The organism is Bradyrhizobium sp. T-12 (assembly GCF_058314695.1).
The window spans coordinates 3,478,894-3,492,761 of record NZ_CM177756.1 but is presented as its reverse complement, the minus strand read 5'-3'; the positions used below and the strand labels follow the sequence as shown (position 1 = coordinate 3,492,761).

Here is a 13,868-nt window from a genome sequence, read left to right as displayed (position 1 = left end):
GGGCGGCTGAACCGCGGCAGGCGGCTCGCCGTTCAGGAGCGATCATATTGCCAGCGCCTTCGATCATTTCCGTCATTGACGACGATGCCTCCGTTCGCCTGGCGACGAACAACCTCCTGACGTCGCGCGGATACACGGTCTACACCTTTGGCTCCGCTCATGAATTTCTCCAATCCGCCGAACTGGAGACGACCTCCTGCGTGATCGCGGACGTGCAGATGTCGGTGATGAGCGGCGTCGAGCTGTTGACGCATATGCGCAGTCACGGGCGCATCACGCCCTTCATCTTCATGACGGCTTTTCCGGACGAGGCCGTGCGCGACCGCGCGCAGAAGGCCGGTGCGACCTGCTTTCTCGCCAAGCCGTTCTCAACGCCAACCCTGCTTCAATGCCTGGAGACGGCCCTGTCGGGCCCCGGTGACGCCACGATGTGATGCGGCGCCGGCGAAGCGCTCAATCCGCCTTGTCGGTGGGATCGCCGGCACGACGCTTGGGTGCAGGTGTCACTTCCTCTGGAGCAGACCCATGCCCTTGGGGCCGTAGGTCTCCAACGCTTCGGCGCACTGCTTGGCAGGGTTCGCCTTGAACTCGTCGTATCGCTTGTCGCGCCACGCTCCGCCCTGTTCAGAAACGTCGAACGCCTTCAGCACCCCCGGTCCGCCCAGCTTGCGGACTTCGCCATCCCACTTCTTGATATCCAGTATGACACCCGGACACTGCTCCGACGCAATCACGACGTCAGTGTACTCCTGGTGCAGCTGCGCAGCGTCGGCAATGCTGGTGCCGGGCGGCGCTGCGTTGGCGGCTGCGGCGATCGAACACAGTGACGCCGCCAACATGGTCTTCAACTTCATCTTACTCCTCTTCGAGAGGCAGATGAGCGATATTGGCCTGGCCAACATACCTCTCAATCGACCTTGATGTTCGCGGCCTTGATCATCGGCCACCATTTTGCGATCTCGGCCTTCTGACGGGTGCCGAGCGCCTCGGGCGTGAGCTGGTCTTTCGGCGTCATCTCCAGCCCCTGGCTTTCGAGCTGCTTCCTCACGGCGGGATCGTTCAGGGCCTCCACGGCCGCGGCATTGAGCTTGGCCACGATGTCCTTCGGCGTGCCCTTCGGCACCCACATGCCCGACCATAGCGTCATGTTGAAGCCTTTCAGGCCCGCCTCCTCGGCGGTCGGAATCTCCGGTGCCGAGGACAGGCGCTTGTCGTCGGTGATGGCGTAGGCGCGGATGGTGCCGGCGCGCACCTGATTGATGGAGTTGGAGGTCTGGTCGACGATGATGTCGATCTGGCCGGCGATGAGATCGTTCAGGGCGGGCGCCGTGCCGCGATACGGCACGTATTGCAGCTTGATGCCGGAGACGCTCTCCAAATAGACGCCGGCGATGTGGCTGCCAGAGCCGGCACCGGCGGTGCCCGCCGTCGGCGGCGAGGGCCGCGACTTCAGCCACTCCAGAAGCTCTTTCAGAGACGTCGCGGGCACCGCATTCTTGCTGACGACGATCATCGGATTGCTCGGCAGCAGCACCACCGGCTCGAGATCGGCGACCAGATCGTATTTGAGCTTGTAGACCGCGCCGTTGGCGACGTGGGTGCCGAGATGGCCGAACGAGATGGTGTATCCGTCCGGCGGCGATTGCACGGCGCGGCCGACGCCGATCGAGCCGCCCGCGCCGGTGACGTTCTCGACCACGACGGCCTGGCCAAGCGAGGTGCGCATCCGCTCGGCCAGCACGCGGGCCATCGCATCCGACGGGCCGCCCGCCGCGAACGGCACGATGATGGTGATGGGACGGGTGGGATAGTCATCGGCGCGCGCGGCGCCTGAAACAGCGAGAACAGCAAACAGCGCAGCCCAGACGGCCTTTGTCATTGTCTTCTCCCCAACGATGTCGTTATTGTTTTTGCTCTTCCCGCGTACGGGAAGAGAGATCTTTCGCAGCGTATTGCCGCGCTAGAATTGGGTGTAGTCGATCGGCTTGTGCCGGTCGAGCGTGCGGTCGACCTTCGGCAGCGGGTATTTCAGGCCGGTGGCGCAGTTGAACAGCATGACGCGGTCACCCTTCGAGACGCGGCCGTCGGCAAGACTCTCCTTGTAGGCGGCGTAGGTGGCGGCGCCCTCCGGACACAGCAGCAGCCCCTCCTCGCGCGCGACCTCGTTCAGCGCCGCCGAGATCTTGTCGTCGTCGACCGCGATGGCAAAGCCCTTGCTCTCGCGCACCGCACGCAGGATGAGGAAATCGCCGATCGCCTGCGGCACGCGTATGCCCGAGGCGATGGTGTGGGCATCCTCCCAGCGCGTCGCATGCTCGGTGCCGGCCTCGTAAGCCCGCACCATCGGCGCGCAGCCCGAGGCCTGCACCGCGACCATGCGTGGGCGCTTCGAGCCGATGAAGCCGATCTTCTCCAGCTCGTCGAACGCCTTCCACATGCCGATCAGGCCGGTGCCGCCGCCGGTCGGATAGAAGATCACGTCGGGCACGTCCCAGCCGAGCTGCTCGGCGAGCTCGAGGCCCATCGTCTTCTTGCCTTCGATGCGGTACGGCTCCTTCAGCGTCGAGGTGTCGAACCAGCCGACTTTCGCCTTGCCCTCGCCGACGATCTTGCCGCAATCGTCGATATAGCCGTTGACGCGGTAGACGGTCGCGCCCTGGAGCTCGATCTCGCTGACATTCACTTCGGGCGTATCGGCCGGGCAGAAGATCGTGGTTTTGATACCGCAGCTCGTCGCATAGGCGGCCAGCGCCGCACCGGCATTGCCGTTGGTCGGCATCGCCATGTGCCTGATGCCGAGCGCCTTGCCCATCGACACTGCCATCACGAGACCGCGCGCCTTGAACGAGCCGGTCGGCAGCCGTCCCTCGTCCTTGACGATGATCTCGCCGCCGCCGAGCTTCGCAGCCAGCTTGGGCAACCGGATCAGCGGCGTCGTCACTTCGCCCAGCGAGACGATATCCTTGCATTTGCGCACGGGCAGCAGCTCGCGGTAACGCCACATGTCAGCCGGGCGCTGGGCGAGCGCATCCTTGGTCAGCGCCTTCTTCACACCGGCGAGGTCGTAGCGCACCAGCAGCGGCTTGCCGGCCTTGGAGAGGTTGTGGACCTGATCGGCGGCGTAATGGTCGCCCTCCATCGCGCATTCCAGATGGGTGACGAAGGTCGGGCGTTCGATGGTGAGATTGTCGTTGTCGTGCATGGCTAGCTTCTTTCTTCTTCCTTGTTTCGCCAATTTCCTGCGGCCGTCATTGCCGGGCTTGACCCGGCAGTCCATCATTTGAAGAGCGCTTCGCTTGTCATGCGCGGGTCAGGCCCGCAAATGACAAGCGGGAAAGCGATTAGATGTTCAACACCCGTCCATACGCATCCAGCACGGCTTCCTTCATCATCTCCGACAGCGTCGGATGCGGGAAGACCGTGTGCATCAGCTCTTCTTCCGTGGTCTCCAGGTTCATGGCGACGACGTAGCCCTGGATCAGCTCGGTGACCTCCGCGCCGACCATGTGGGCGCCGAGCAGCTGGCCGGTCTTCTTGTCGAAGATGACCTTGACCAGGCCCTGGTCCTCGCCGAGCGCGATCGCCTTGCCGTTGCCGACGAAGGGGAAGCGGCCGACGCGGATCTCGCGGCCGCTCTCTTTCGCCTTGGCTTCCGTCAGGCCGACGGAGGCGACCTGCGGATGGCAATAGGTGCAGCCCGGGATCATATTCTTGTCCATGGGATGCGGATGCAGGCCCTTGATCGCCTCGACGCAGATCACGCCCTCATGCTCGGCCTTGTGCGCGAGCATCGGCGGTCCGGCGACGTCGCCGATGGCGTAGATGCCGGGGATATTGGTCTTGCCGTAGCCGTCGATGACAATGCAGCCGCGGTCGGTTTTGACGCCGAGCTTTTCGAGGCCGAGATTCTCGATATTGCCGACGACGCCGACCGCCGAGATCACGCGCTCGAACTCTGATGTGACAGGCTTGCCCTTGCCGTCGTCGATGGTGGCGACGACGCTGTCGGCCTTCTTCTCCAGCTTCGTGACCTTGGTCGAGGACATGATCTTGATGCCCTGCTTCTCCAGGCGCTTGCGCGCAAGGCCGGCGATCTCGGCATCCTCGACGGGCAGGATCTGCGGCAGTACCTCGACCACCGTGACCTCGGAGCCCATGGTGTGGAAGAACGAGGCGAACTCGATGCCGATCGCGCCCGAGCCGACCACCAGCAGCGACTTCGGCATGCGCTCCGGCACCATCGCCTCGAAATAGGTCCAGATCAGCTTCTTGTCGGGCTCGAGCCCCGGCAGCACGCGCGGCCGTGCACCGGTCGCTACGATGATGTGCTTGGCCTGATAAGCCCCCTCGCCCAGCGTGCCCTTCGGCGCTTCGACGTCGGACTTCTTCACCGTGACCTTGCCGGGCGCGTCGATCGAGGCCGCGCCCCAGATCACGCTGACCTTGTTCTTCTTCATCAGGAAACCGACGCCGTCGTTCAGGCGCTTGGAGACGCCGCGTGAGCGCTGCACCACCGCCTTCGGGTCGAACGAGACCTTCTCAGCCGACAGGCCGTAATCCTTGGCGTGCTGCATGTAATGGTAGATCTCGGCGGAGCGCAGCAGCGCCTTGGTCGGGATGCAGCCCCAGTTCAGGCAGATGCCGCCGAGATAGGATTTCTCGACGATCGCGACCTTGAAGCCGAGCTGGGCGGCGCGGATCGCGGTGACATAGCCGCCGGGACCGGAGCCGATGATGATGATGTCGAAGGATGTATCGGCCATGGCGGCTCCCGTTCAACTCACGTGGACGCACCGCGGGCGCGGCGCCTGAAAATCAAAACCCGGACCAGCCATTCGAGCAGGATCGCGCCGGCCATGATGGCCAGCGCAATCATGACGACCGCCTGGCCGATGCTCCTTGCCAGCTGCTCGCCGGCAAAGAACGCGGAATGCAGAATATCGAGCCCGACTGGATTGAGCGCAAGCGCGGCCGAGAGCAACAGGGAGATCCAGGGCCAGCGCGTTCGCATTCACCCTGCGCCTCCCCGTCAGACCATCATCATCACAGGGTTTTCGATCAGCTGCTTGAACGCGCCGATCAGCTCGGCGCCGAGCGCGCCGTCGATGGCGCGGTGATCGCACGACAAAGTCACGCTCATCATCTGCGCGATTTCGATCTTGCCGCCGCGCACCACAGGCCGCTCCTCGCTGGTTCCGACCGCGAGAATGGTCGCATGCGGCGGGTTGATCACGGCGGTGAAGTGGCTGATGCCGTACATGCCGAGGTTGGAGACGGCGGTGGTGCCGCCCTGATATTCCTCGGGTTTCAATTTGCGGGAGCGAGCGCGCGCAGCAAAATCCTTCATCTCGTTCGAGATGGTCGAGAGCGTCTTGGTCTCCGCTTTCCGGATGATCGGCGTGATCAGGCCGCCCGGCATCGCCACGGCGACGCCGACGTCGGAATGGTGGTGCTTGACCATGCCGCTTTCGGTCCAGCTGACGTTGCAGTTCGGGATCTTCTGGAGCGCGACCGCCATCGCCTTGATGACGAAGTCGTTGACCGAGATCTTGTAGAGCGGCTTCTTCTCCTTGTCCTTGGGCGCAGCCGCGTTGATCTCCTCGCGCGCGGCCATCAGCTTGCCGATGTCGCAGTCGATGGTCAGGTAGAAGTGCGGGACGTTCTGGATCGACGCGGTCAGGCGCTGCGCAATGGTGCGGCGCATGCCGTCATGCGGGACGATGTCGTAGGAGCCGGGCTCGAACAGCGACAGGATCTGCTTGTCCGACATGGTGGGCGCGATCGAGGGCGCGCCGGACGGCGCGGCGGCGGGGGCCTTGAGACCCTTGCCGGACTTGGCCTGCTCGACGTCGCGGGCGACCACGCGACCGTGCGGACCGGTGCCGGTGACCATGCCGACATCGATGCCTGCTTCCTTGGCGAGACGTCGCGCCAGCGGAGAGGAGAACACGCGGCCGGCGTGGCCGTTGCTCTGCGCGGCCGGAGCCGCCTGGGGCGCGGGTGCGGCGGCGGGCGGCGGTGCGGCCTTCGGCGCTGCCGGCTCGGGAGCCGCAGCAGCAGCCGGAGCTTCAGCGGGCTTCTCTGCTTTCGGAGGTGCGGCCGAAGCGCTGGGCTTGGCGCTACCGGCCGCCTTCACGTCCTCGCCCTCACCGGCGAGCACCGCGATCACGTCGTTGACCGGGACGTCCTGCGTGCCCTCGGGCACCAGGATCTTGGCGATCGTGCCCTCGTCGATCGCCTCGACCTCCATGGTGGCCTTGTCGGTCTCGATCTCGGCGATGACATCGCCGGATTTGACCTTGTCGCCTTCCTTCTTCAGCCATTTGGCGAGGTTGCCCTTCTCCATCGTCGGCGAGAGAGCGGGCATCAGGATGTTGATGGGCATGCTGACCTCAAGACAAACTTTGCAAAAATTCATCTTCGACAGCCGAAGACGAACAGACCAGGTTTAGTTGCCGATGTCGCCCTGCCACAGGCGCTCATTGGCGGGATTGGAACGCCAATTCTTCATCATGGCGATGGAGCGCTCGTCGGCAAGGTCGATCCAGGGGATGCCGAACTTGTCGAGGATATCCTTGGAGCCCTCGAAGGTGACGGATTCCCCGATCACGACAAGCTTGACCTTGAACAAAGCGAGCGCGCCGGCACACATCGAGCATGGCGACAGCGTGGTGTACATGATCGTGTCGTGGAACGAGATCACGCCGGCCTCGCGCAGGCAGCTCATCTCGCCGTGCAGGATCACGTTCTTTTCCTGCACGCGGTTGTTGTGGCCGCGGGCGATGACCTTGCCCTCGCGCGTCAGCACGGCACCGATCGGCAGGCCGCCCTGCGCGATCGAGGCCTCGGCTTCGCGGATCGCCTCCAGCATGAAATCGAAATGGTGGGCTTCGACTGTCACGGTCAGTGCCCCTTGCCGCGCGGCGTCGTGGTGCCGGTGTCGGTGGGACGCTCGATCTCGGCCTGGAACATCTCCAGGATCCGGCTGAGCGCGTCTTCCTCGGTGTATTCGCTCTCGCGCGCATAGGCGCGCGCGGCGTGGCGGGCGAGATCGACGAGCAGCAGGCCCCACATGTCGGGTTCTTCGAAGGCCCGCTGGAACGCCATCGACAGCCCGCCGTCCAGCACGAACACGCGCAGGATCTCGACCGCGTCGTCGCGGGTCATGACGTCGGGCGGCAGTGGCTGCTCCTTCGGGCCCGCCATGGCCTACCTGTAGCAGACGGCTTTGGCGGCTTCGACGACTTCAGCCGCCGAGGGCAGCGCGAGCTTCTCCAGATTGGCGGCATAAGGCATCGGCACGTCCTTGCCGGAGACGCGCGCGACCGGCGCATCCAGATAATCGAAGGCGTTCTCCATGATGCGCGCGGCGATCTCGGCGCCGACGCCGCTTTGCGCCCAGCCCTCTTCCACCGTGACGGCACGGCCGGTCTTCTTCACCGAATTGATGATGGTCTCGGTGTCCATGGGGCGCAGCGTGCGCAGGTCGATCACCTCGGCCTCGATGCCCTCCTTGGCGAGCTCGTCGGCGGCCTTCAGCGCATAGGTCATGCCGTTCGACCAGGAGATGATGGTGACGTGGCTGCCGGAGCGCACGATGCGCGCCTTGCCGATCGGAATGATGAAATCGTCGAGCTTCGGCACTTCGCCGGTGTGGCCGTAGAGCACCTCGTTCTCGAGGAAGATCACCGGGTTGGGATCGCGGATCGCGGCCTTGAGCAGGCCCTTGTAGTCAGCCGCCGAGAACGGCGCGACGACCTTGAGGCCGGGCACGTTGGAGTACCAGGCCGAGTAATCCTGGCTGTGCTGGGCGGCGACGCGCGCGGCGGCGCCGTTCGGCCCGCGGAACACGATCGAGCACCCCATCTGGCCGCCGGACATATAGAGCGTCTTGGCCGCGGAGTTGATGATCTGGTCGATCGCCTGCATGGCGAAGTTGAAGGTCATGAACTCGACGATCGGCTTGAGGCCGGTCATCGCGGCGCCGACGCCGACGCCGGCAAAGCCGTGCTCGGTGATCGGGGTGTCGATGACGCGCTTGGCGCCGAACTCCTGGAGCAAGCCTTGGGTGACCTTGTAGGCGCCCTGATATTCGGCGACCTCCTCGCCCATCACGAAGACATCCGCATCGCGGCGCATTTCTTCGGCCATGGCATCGCGCAGCGCTTCGCGAATGGTCTGCGTGATCATCTCGGTGCCCGCGGGCACTTCCGGATCGGGTTCAGCGACGGCCTGCGGCGCCGGCGCAGCCTTGGGCGCAGGCGCTTCGGCCTTTGCGGCAGCAGGCGGCGTAGACTCGGCCGCCTTCGCAGCCGGCGCGGGCGCCTTGGCAAGATCGGCCGCGCTCTCGCCGTCGGCGAGAATGGTCGCGATCGGCGTGTTCACGGCGACGTCGGCAGTCCCCTCGGGGATCAGGATCTTGCCGAGCGTCCCCTCGTCGGTCGCCTCGACCTCCATCGTCGCCTTATCGGTCTCGATCTCGGCGATGACGTCGCCCGATTTGATCGTCTCGCCCTCTTTCTTCAGCCATTTGGCGAGGTTGCCCTTCTCCATCGTGGGCGACAACGCGGGCATCAGCACTTGAATTGGCATATCGACTCCAAGAGAAAGCTTGCGCGCGTTCAGCGGTAAACGTCGGTCCAGAGCTCGGCGGCATCCGGCTCGGGATCATGCTGGGCGAAATCGGCGGACGCATTGACGATGTCGCGCACCTCGGCGTCGATCGCCTTGAGATCGGCCTCGCTGACCTTCGCGGCCAGGAGGCGGTTGCGCACCTGCTCGATCGGGTCCTGATCGTGGCGGACCTTCTCGACCTCCTCGCGTGTGCGATATTTTGCGGGGTCGGACATCGAGTGGCCGCGATAGCGGTAGGTCTGCATCTCCAGGATGTAGGGGCCCTTGCCGGCGCGGCACCAGGCGGCGGCTTCGTCGCCGGCGGCCTTCACGGCGCGAACGTCCATGCCGTCGACCTGCTTGCCGGGGATGTTGAAGGACACGCCGCGCTTGGAGAAATCCTGCTGCGCCGAAGCGCGCGAGACCGAGGTGCCCATGGCGTAGCGGTTGTTCTCGATCACGTAGATCACCGGCAGCTTCCAGAGCTCCGCCATGTTGAAGCTCTCATAGACCTGGCCCTGATTGGCCGCACCGTCGCCAAAATAGGTGACGCTGACATTGTCGTTGCTGCGGTAATGATTGGCGAAGGCGAGACCGGTGCCGAGCGAGACCTGGGCGCCGACGATGCCGTGGCCGCCGTAAAAGTGCTTCTCCTTGCTGAACATGTGCATGGAGCCGCCCTTGCCCTTGGAATAGCCGCCGCGGCGGCCCGTGAGCTCGGCCATGACGCCGTTGGCGTCCATGCCGGTGGCGAGCATGTGGCCGTGATCGCGATAGCCGGTGATGACCTGATCGCCCTGCTTGAGGGCCATCTGCATGCCGACCACGACGGCCTCCTGGCCGATATAGAGGTGGCAGAAGCCGCCGATCGCGCCCATGCCGTAGAGCTGGCCGGCCTTTTCTTCGAACCGCCGGATCAGGAGCATGTCGCGGAGCGCCTTGAGCTCCTGCTCCCTGGTGAATTCCGGAGGCGAACCGCCGTCGGTCTTGTCCTGTGGAGTGCTTGCGGCGGCTTTCTTGGGTGCGGCCATAGGAATTCCGGGTCAGAGAAAACTCACGCCCTCTCTAACCCAACTCAAACGCCCTTGGAAAGCACCGCGGCGACATGGCGCGACTTTCATTATGCCGCACTGCAACGTGGTCGAAATATTGGAAAATCTTTGGCGCTGATCGGGCAACAAATCTACGCGCGACGCAGTGCCTGCGGCTTCATGGCCGGATCAAGAACTATGGACCATGCTGGCCCGGTCGTCGGAGCGGACGGCGCCGGACATGGCGCCGCCCTCTCCGGCCATCCGATCAGAAGAAGCCGAGCTTCTTCGGGCTGTAGCTGACCAGGAGATTCTTGGTCTGCTGATAATGATCGAGCATCATCTTGTGGGTCTCGCGACCGACGCCTGACTGCTTGTAGCCGCCGAACGCCGCGTGAGCGGGATAGGCGTGGTAGCAGTTGGTCCAGACCCGGCCGGCCTGGATCGCCCGGCCGAAGCGGTAGCAGCGGTTGGCATCGCGGCTCCAGACGCCGGCCCCGAGGCCGTACAGCGTGTCGTTGGCGATCTCGAGCGCCTCGTCGTCGTTCTTGAAGGTCGTGACCGAGACCACGGGCCCGAAGATCTCCTCCTGGAAGATTCGCATCTTGTTGTGGCCCTCGAACACGGTCGGCTTGACGTAGAAGCCGCCGGCGAGATCGCCGCCGAGCTCGGCACGTCCGCCGCCCGCCAGCAACTTGGCGCCTTCCTGCTTGCCGATGTCGATGTAGGACAGGATCTTCGCCAGCTGCTCGCCGGAGGCCTGCGCGCCGATCATGGTGGTGGCATCGCGCGGATCGCCCTGCTTGATCGCGGCGACGCGCTTCAAGGCCCGTTCCATGAAGCGGTCATAGATGTCGGCGTGAACCAGCGCGCGGCTCGGGCAGGTGCAGACCTCGCCCTGGTTCAGCGCGAACATGACGAAGCCTTCGATCGCCTTGTCGAAGTAGTCGTCGTCCTCGGCTGTGACGTCCTTGAAGAAGATGTTCGGCGACTTGCCGCCGAGCTCCAGCGTCACCGGAATGAGGTTCTGGCTGGCATATTGCATGATCAGCCGGCCCGTCGAGGTCTCGCCGGTGAAGGCGATCTTGGCGATGCGCGGGCTGGAGGCCAGCGGCTTGCCGGCCTCGAGGCCGAAGCCGTTGACGATGTTGAGCACGCCGGGCGGCAGGATGTCGGCGATGATCTCGGCCCAGACCATGATCGAGGCCGGGGTCTGCTCGGCGGGCTTGAGCACCACGCAATTGCCGGCGGCGAGCGCGGGCGCGAGCTTCCAGCAGGCCATCAGCAGCGGGAAGTTCCAGGGGATGATCTGACCGACCACACCAAGCGGCTCGTGGAAATGATAGGCGATGGTGTCGTGGTCGATCTCGCCGATGGAGCCTTCCTGGGCGCGGACGACGCCGGCGAAGTAGCGGAAGTGATCAATGGCGAGCGGGATGTCGGCGGCGCGGGTCTCACGGATCGGCTTGCCGTTGTCCCAGGTCTCGGCGATGGCGAGACGCTCGAGGTTCTCTTCCATGCGATCGGCGATCTTGTTGAGGATGATCGCGCGTTCCACGACGCTGGTCCGTCCCCAGGCGCCCTTGGCCGCATGCGCCGCATCGAGCGCGGCCTCGATGTCCTGCGCGTCGGAGCGCGCGATCTTGCAGACGACCTGGCCGGTCACCGGCGAGGCATTGTCGAAATATTTGCCGGACTTCGGCGCGACGAACTTGCCGCCGATGAAATTGTCATAGCATTCGGCAAAGGGAACTTTGGTGACGCTGAGAAATTCGACCTTGTTCATTGATCACTCCCGTTGATTGCTGTTTGCGCAATTCGTCGCGTGGTCGCGACTTGCGCGGACGATGATCCGGGAGGCGATTTCTGTCAGCCCAGGCGGAAGCGATGGCGGAGCCGACCTGTCGCAGTTCTGCGACAGTCGTGGGGCGAGGCAGGGCGAGATTGAGCGCTCGCAGATTCCACGGCGTTGTTGGGAAGATAGCCCGTGACGAAGATAAGCAGGCTCAGTGGTTCAGCTCGAACCGCTTGAGCTTTCTGTGCAGCGTGGCCCGGCTGACGCCGAGAGCCTTGGCGGCCGCCGAGACGTTGCCGCCGGCACGGAGCAACGCCCGTTGCACCACGCCGCGCTGACCGCCGGCAAGATGATCGCGCGCGGTATCGCCGCCGAGCAGATCGGCCGCGGGCACCGGCTGCAAGGCCCGGCCAGGGGCAATTCCGAGCGCCACCCGGGCGGAGCGGGTCGCGCCGATCACGAGGTCGTCCGCATCGACCGCGACAAGGCCTCCGCATTGGCCGTCCGCAGCTTGCGTCAGCACGATGCGGGCATGGGCAAAGGCCCTGCGGAACAGATCGGCTTCGATCCGCTTGGCCGCCTCGCCCGCCGCAAGCGCGATCAGACTGGAAAACGCATCGGTCCGGTCGGCCCGGCAGGAGGAGACGTCGAGCACGCCCGCCAGCGCCGCCACGTGGTCGTAGATCGGAACGGCGGAGCAGCTCAACAGCGTGTTGCGGGCGAAGAAATGCTGGTCGCGGTCGATGGTGAGCGGACGCTGCTCCACAAGGCAGGTGCCGATGCCGTTGGTGCCCTCGTGCTCCTCGCTCCAGAGCGCACCGGTCCACAGGCCCCAGGACTGAAACGTTGCGTCGTCCGCCGGCGTGCCGCGACGATCGACCGGCACGCCCTCGCCGTCGGCAAGCAGCACGCAGCAGCCGCTCGCGCCGACCGCCTGATAGAGCCGGTCCATCGCGCCTTGCGCGGCGGCCAGCAGCGGCGCGATGCGCTCGCGCGCCTGGTGCAGCTCGGCTTCGGTCAGCCGGATCGGCGAGGTGCGGCCGCCGGGATCGAGATGATGCAATCTGGACGAACGGCGCCACGAGGCCACAAGCGCGGATCGAGCCGCCTGGCCTGACGCAATGGCGGCCTCGACACGGGCCGCGTGATGGCGGGGCATTGACCCATTCATCACAGTTTCCTCCGATGACAGACTATGACGTGCCCGCGCCGCCTGTTTGATCTTCGTCAACTTCAGTGAGCGTCGCAGAAGCCATGAGCCCGCCGCCGGGCTGCCGTCAAGGCAACTTGCGGTTCCGAAATTACGACCTTCGAAGGAGGAGCCGGATTTCGGCAGCTTCTTTCGCCGTCGGTTTCGAAGCTTGCGGAAAGCGCTACTTCGCCGGGATCATCCGAACGAGATCGCGCGGATTGACATAGTCGAGCTGGAAACGCGCCCGCTCGTCCAGCATGTCGGGGTCGATCCGCTCGGACCGCAACAGCGACACCCGCTGCTCGCTCCTGGCGCGCTCGCGCTTGAGCTGGGCCAGCTCGCTGGTCAGCGCGATGATTTCCTGGTCGAGCTCCTGGCGCGCGTTGAGGCCGTATTTGCCGGTATAGGCGTTGACGCCGAAATAGCCGACGATGGCGGCCGCCATCGCGTAGAGGGCAAGTCCGGTCAGGATCGATTTCAGGCGCGCGCGGGAGACCATCTTGGGAAGATGGGACAAGTTGGTTAAGGGAGTGCTAATTCAGGTTGGCGAGTCATTTCGGGGCGATGCGAAGCATCGCCCCGGAACGACACCACGAGCCTCAGCCCTGGTTCTTCGCCACGTGCGCGGCGAAGGCGTCGATGTACTGCTGCAGCACCGTCTTCAGGGAGTCCTTGGTCAGGTTGCCGTTCGCGTCAAACGCATCGCCGACGGCGTTAAGGTAGATTTCCGGCTGCTGCAGCAGCGGACCGGAAATGCCCGGCAGGATGTTCTGCAGATGCTTGGCCGCGCTGACGCCGCCGAGCGGTCCCGGCGAGTTCGAGATGATGCCGACCGGCTTGCCCAGGAGCGAGCTCTTGCCATAGGGGCGCGAGGCGACGTCGATGGCGTTCTTGAGGACGCCCGGGATCGAGCGGTTGTATTCGGGGGTGACGAACAGGACGCCGTTCGATTTCTGCAGCTTGTCGCGGAAGGCCAGCCAGTCCGCGGGCGGCGCACCCTCGAGGTCCTGATTGAAGAACGAGATGCCCGCCGGCGTGACCACCTCGAGCTTGAGCGTATCAGGCGCAAGCTTGGCGAGCGCGTTGGCGATCTTCAGCGAAAAGCTCTCCTTGCGCAGGCTGCCGGCGATCGTGACGATGTTGTAGGCCATGAGGTGTCCTTGAAACCGTGAGGGAGAAGTGCCGTCGGCACCTAAGCGATCTGGACCGATGGATGCAAGTGCATGAACCGGCCCGA

General features: G+C 64.8%; 15 protein-coding genes. 1 reads left to right on the top strand and 14 read right to left on the bottom strand.

Annotated features, from left to right (window positions below; genetic code table 11):
- Nucleotides 1–47 precede the first annotated feature (47 nt).
- Nucleotides 48–434: a response regulator transcription factor gene (locus AC0WRY_RS16375; protein ID WP_259208191.1), complete on the top strand. Its 387-nt coding sequence runs from the start codon at nt 48–50 to the stop codon at nt 432–434.
- Nucleotides 435–503: 69 nt separating this feature from the next.
- On the opposite strand, the gene AC0WRY_RS16370 is transcribed toward AC0WRY_RS16375, so the two are convergent.
- The 14 genes from AC0WRY_RS16370 to AC0WRY_RS16305 form a co-directional block, all read right to left on the bottom strand.
- Nucleotides 504–854 (bottom strand): hypothetical protein, encoded by a 351-nt coding sequence (locus AC0WRY_RS16370; protein WP_212069105.1) that lies wholly within the window; start codon nt 852–854, stop codon nt 504–506.
- A 53-nt stretch (nt 855–907) separates the two neighbouring features.
- On the bottom strand, nt 908–1,879 hold the full coding sequence (locus AC0WRY_RS16365) for a tripartite tricarboxylate transporter substrate binding protein BugD (RefSeq protein WP_194407955.1): 972 nt from the start codon (nt 1,877–1,879) through the stop codon (nt 908–910).
- An 81-nt stretch (nt 1,880–1,960) separates the two neighbouring features.
- Nucleotides 1,961–3,202: a threonine synthase gene (locus AC0WRY_RS16360; RefSeq protein WP_491123403.1), complete on the bottom strand. Its 1,242-nt coding sequence runs from the start codon at nt 3,200–3,202 to the stop codon at nt 1,961–1,963.
- Nucleotides 3,203–3,341: 139 nt separating this feature from the next.
- A complete protein-coding gene (lpdA, locus tag AC0WRY_RS16355) occupies nt 3,342–4,763 on the bottom strand; it encodes a dihydrolipoyl dehydrogenase (RefSeq protein WP_194407953.1) in 1,422 nt (473 codons plus the stop codon).
- A 17-nt stretch (nt 4,764–4,780) separates the two neighbouring features.
- Nucleotides 4,781–5,011 carry a hypothetical protein gene (locus tag AC0WRY_RS16350; RefSeq protein WP_194407952.1) on the bottom strand — a complete coding sequence of 77 codons (231 nt, stop codon included), beginning with the start codon at nt 5,009–5,011 and terminating at the stop codon, nt 4,781–4,783.
- 18 nt (nt 5,012–5,029) lie between these two features.
- Nucleotides 5,030–6,385: a pyruvate dehydrogenase complex dihydrolipoamide acetyltransferase gene (locus AC0WRY_RS16345; RefSeq protein ID WP_491123402.1), complete on the bottom strand. Its 1,356-nt coding sequence runs from the start codon at nt 6,383–6,385 to the stop codon at nt 5,030–5,032.
- Nucleotides 6,386–6,448: 63 nt separating this feature from the next.
- The gene (locus AC0WRY_RS16340) at nt 6,449–6,871 is read right to left on the bottom strand and encodes a nucleoside deaminase (RefSeq protein ID WP_249132476.1); all 423 of its coding nucleotides are present in this window, start codon (nt 6,869–6,871) and stop codon (nt 6,449–6,451) included.
- A gap of 32 nt (nt 6,872–6,903) precedes the next feature.
- Nucleotides 6,904–7,206, bottom strand: coding sequence for a DUF5076 domain-containing protein (locus AC0WRY_RS16335; RefSeq protein WP_194407949.1), 303 nt, complete (start codon nt 7,204–7,206; stop codon nt 6,904–6,906).
- 3 nt (nt 7,207–7,209) lie between these two features.
- Entirely contained in the window at nt 7,210–8,592 is a 1,383-nt protein-coding gene (locus AC0WRY_RS16330) for a pyruvate dehydrogenase complex E1 component subunit beta (RefSeq protein ID WP_491123401.1), read from the bottom strand.
- 29 nt (nt 8,593–8,621) lie between these two features.
- Nucleotides 8,622–9,644 carry a pyruvate dehydrogenase (acetyl-transferring) E1 component subunit alpha gene (gene pdhA / locus AC0WRY_RS16325; RefSeq protein WP_211416879.1) on the bottom strand — a complete coding sequence of 341 codons (1,023 nt, stop codon included), beginning with the start codon at nt 9,642–9,644 and terminating at the stop codon, nt 8,622–8,624.
- 268 nt (nt 9,645–9,912) lie between these two features.
- On the bottom strand, nt 9,913–11,430 hold the full coding sequence (adh, locus tag AC0WRY_RS16320) for an aldehyde dehydrogenase (RefSeq protein WP_491123400.1): 1,518 nt from the start codon (nt 11,428–11,430) through the stop codon (nt 9,913–9,915).
- 220 nt (nt 11,431–11,650) lie between these two features.
- Complete coding sequence (locus tag AC0WRY_RS16315; protein ID WP_194407945.1) at nt 11,651–12,610, bottom strand: helix-turn-helix domain-containing protein; 960 nt, start codon at nt 12,608–12,610, stop codon at nt 11,651–11,653.
- 202 nt (nt 12,611–12,812) lie between these two features.
- Nucleotides 12,813–13,130, bottom strand: coding sequence for an FtsB family cell division protein (locus AC0WRY_RS16310; protein WP_028141594.1), 318 nt, complete (start codon nt 13,128–13,130; stop codon nt 12,813–12,815).
- A 100-nt stretch (nt 13,131–13,230) separates the two neighbouring features.
- On the bottom strand, nt 13,231–13,782 hold the full coding sequence (locus tag AC0WRY_RS16305; protein ID WP_212069114.1) for an NADPH-dependent FMN reductase: 552 nt from the start codon (nt 13,780–13,782) through the stop codon (nt 13,231–13,233).
- Nucleotides 13,783–13,868: the final 86 nt, after the last annotated feature.

What these genes read in the sequence shown, in the direction of transcription:
- AC0WRY_RS16360 (WP_491123403.1), bottom strand. Translation starts at nt 3,202, where the DNA reads ATGCACGACAACGACAATCTCACCATCGAACGCCCGACCTTCGTCACC.
- AC0WRY_RS16370 (WP_212069105.1), bottom strand. Translation starts at nt 854, where the DNA reads ATGAAGTTGAAGACCATGTTGGCGGCGTCACTGTGTTCGATCGCCGCA.
- adh (WP_491123400.1), bottom strand. Translation starts at nt 11,430, where the DNA reads ATGAACAAGGTCGAATTTCTCAGCGTCACCAAAGTTCCCTTTGCCGAA.
- AC0WRY_RS16335 (WP_194407949.1), bottom strand. Translation starts at nt 7,206, where the DNA reads ATGGCGGGCCCGAAGGAGCAGCCACTGCCGCCCGACGTCATGACCCGC.
- AC0WRY_RS16310 (WP_028141594.1), bottom strand. Translation starts at nt 13,130, where the DNA reads ATGGTCTCCCGCGCGCGCCTGAAATCGATCCTGACCGGACTTGCCCTC.
- AC0WRY_RS16365 (WP_194407955.1), bottom strand. Translation starts at nt 1,879, where the DNA reads ATGACAAAGGCCGTCTGGGCTGCGCTGTTTGCTGTTCTCGCTGTTTCA.
- AC0WRY_RS16345 (WP_491123402.1), bottom strand. Translation starts at nt 6,385, where the DNA reads ATGCCCATCAACATCCTGATGCCCGCTCTCTCGCCGACGATGGAGAAG.
- AC0WRY_RS16340 (WP_249132476.1), bottom strand. Translation starts at nt 6,871, where the DNA reads ATGCTGGAGGCGATCCGCGAAGCCGAGGCCTCGATCGCGCAGGGCGGC.
- AC0WRY_RS16350 (WP_194407952.1), bottom strand. Translation starts at nt 5,011, where the DNA reads ATGCGAACGCGCTGGCCCTGGATCTCCCTGTTGCTCTCGGCCGCGCTT.
- lpdA (WP_194407953.1), bottom strand. Translation starts at nt 4,763, where the DNA reads ATGGCCGATACATCCTTCGACATCATCATCATCGGCTCCGGTCCCGGC.
- AC0WRY_RS16315 (WP_194407945.1), bottom strand. Translation starts at nt 12,610, where the DNA reads ATGAATGGGTCAATGCCCCGCCATCACGCGGCCCGTGTCGAGGCCGCC.
- AC0WRY_RS16305 (WP_212069114.1), bottom strand. Translation starts at nt 13,782, where the DNA reads ATGGCCTACAACATCGTCACGATCGCCGGCAGCCTGCGCAAGGAGAGC.
- AC0WRY_RS16330 (WP_491123401.1), bottom strand. Translation starts at nt 8,592, where the DNA reads ATGCCAATTCAAGTGCTGATGCCCGCGTTGTCGCCCACGATGGAGAAG.
- pdhA (WP_211416879.1), bottom strand. Translation starts at nt 9,644, where the DNA reads ATGGCCGCACCCAAGAAAGCCGCCGCAAGCACTCCACAGGACAAGACC.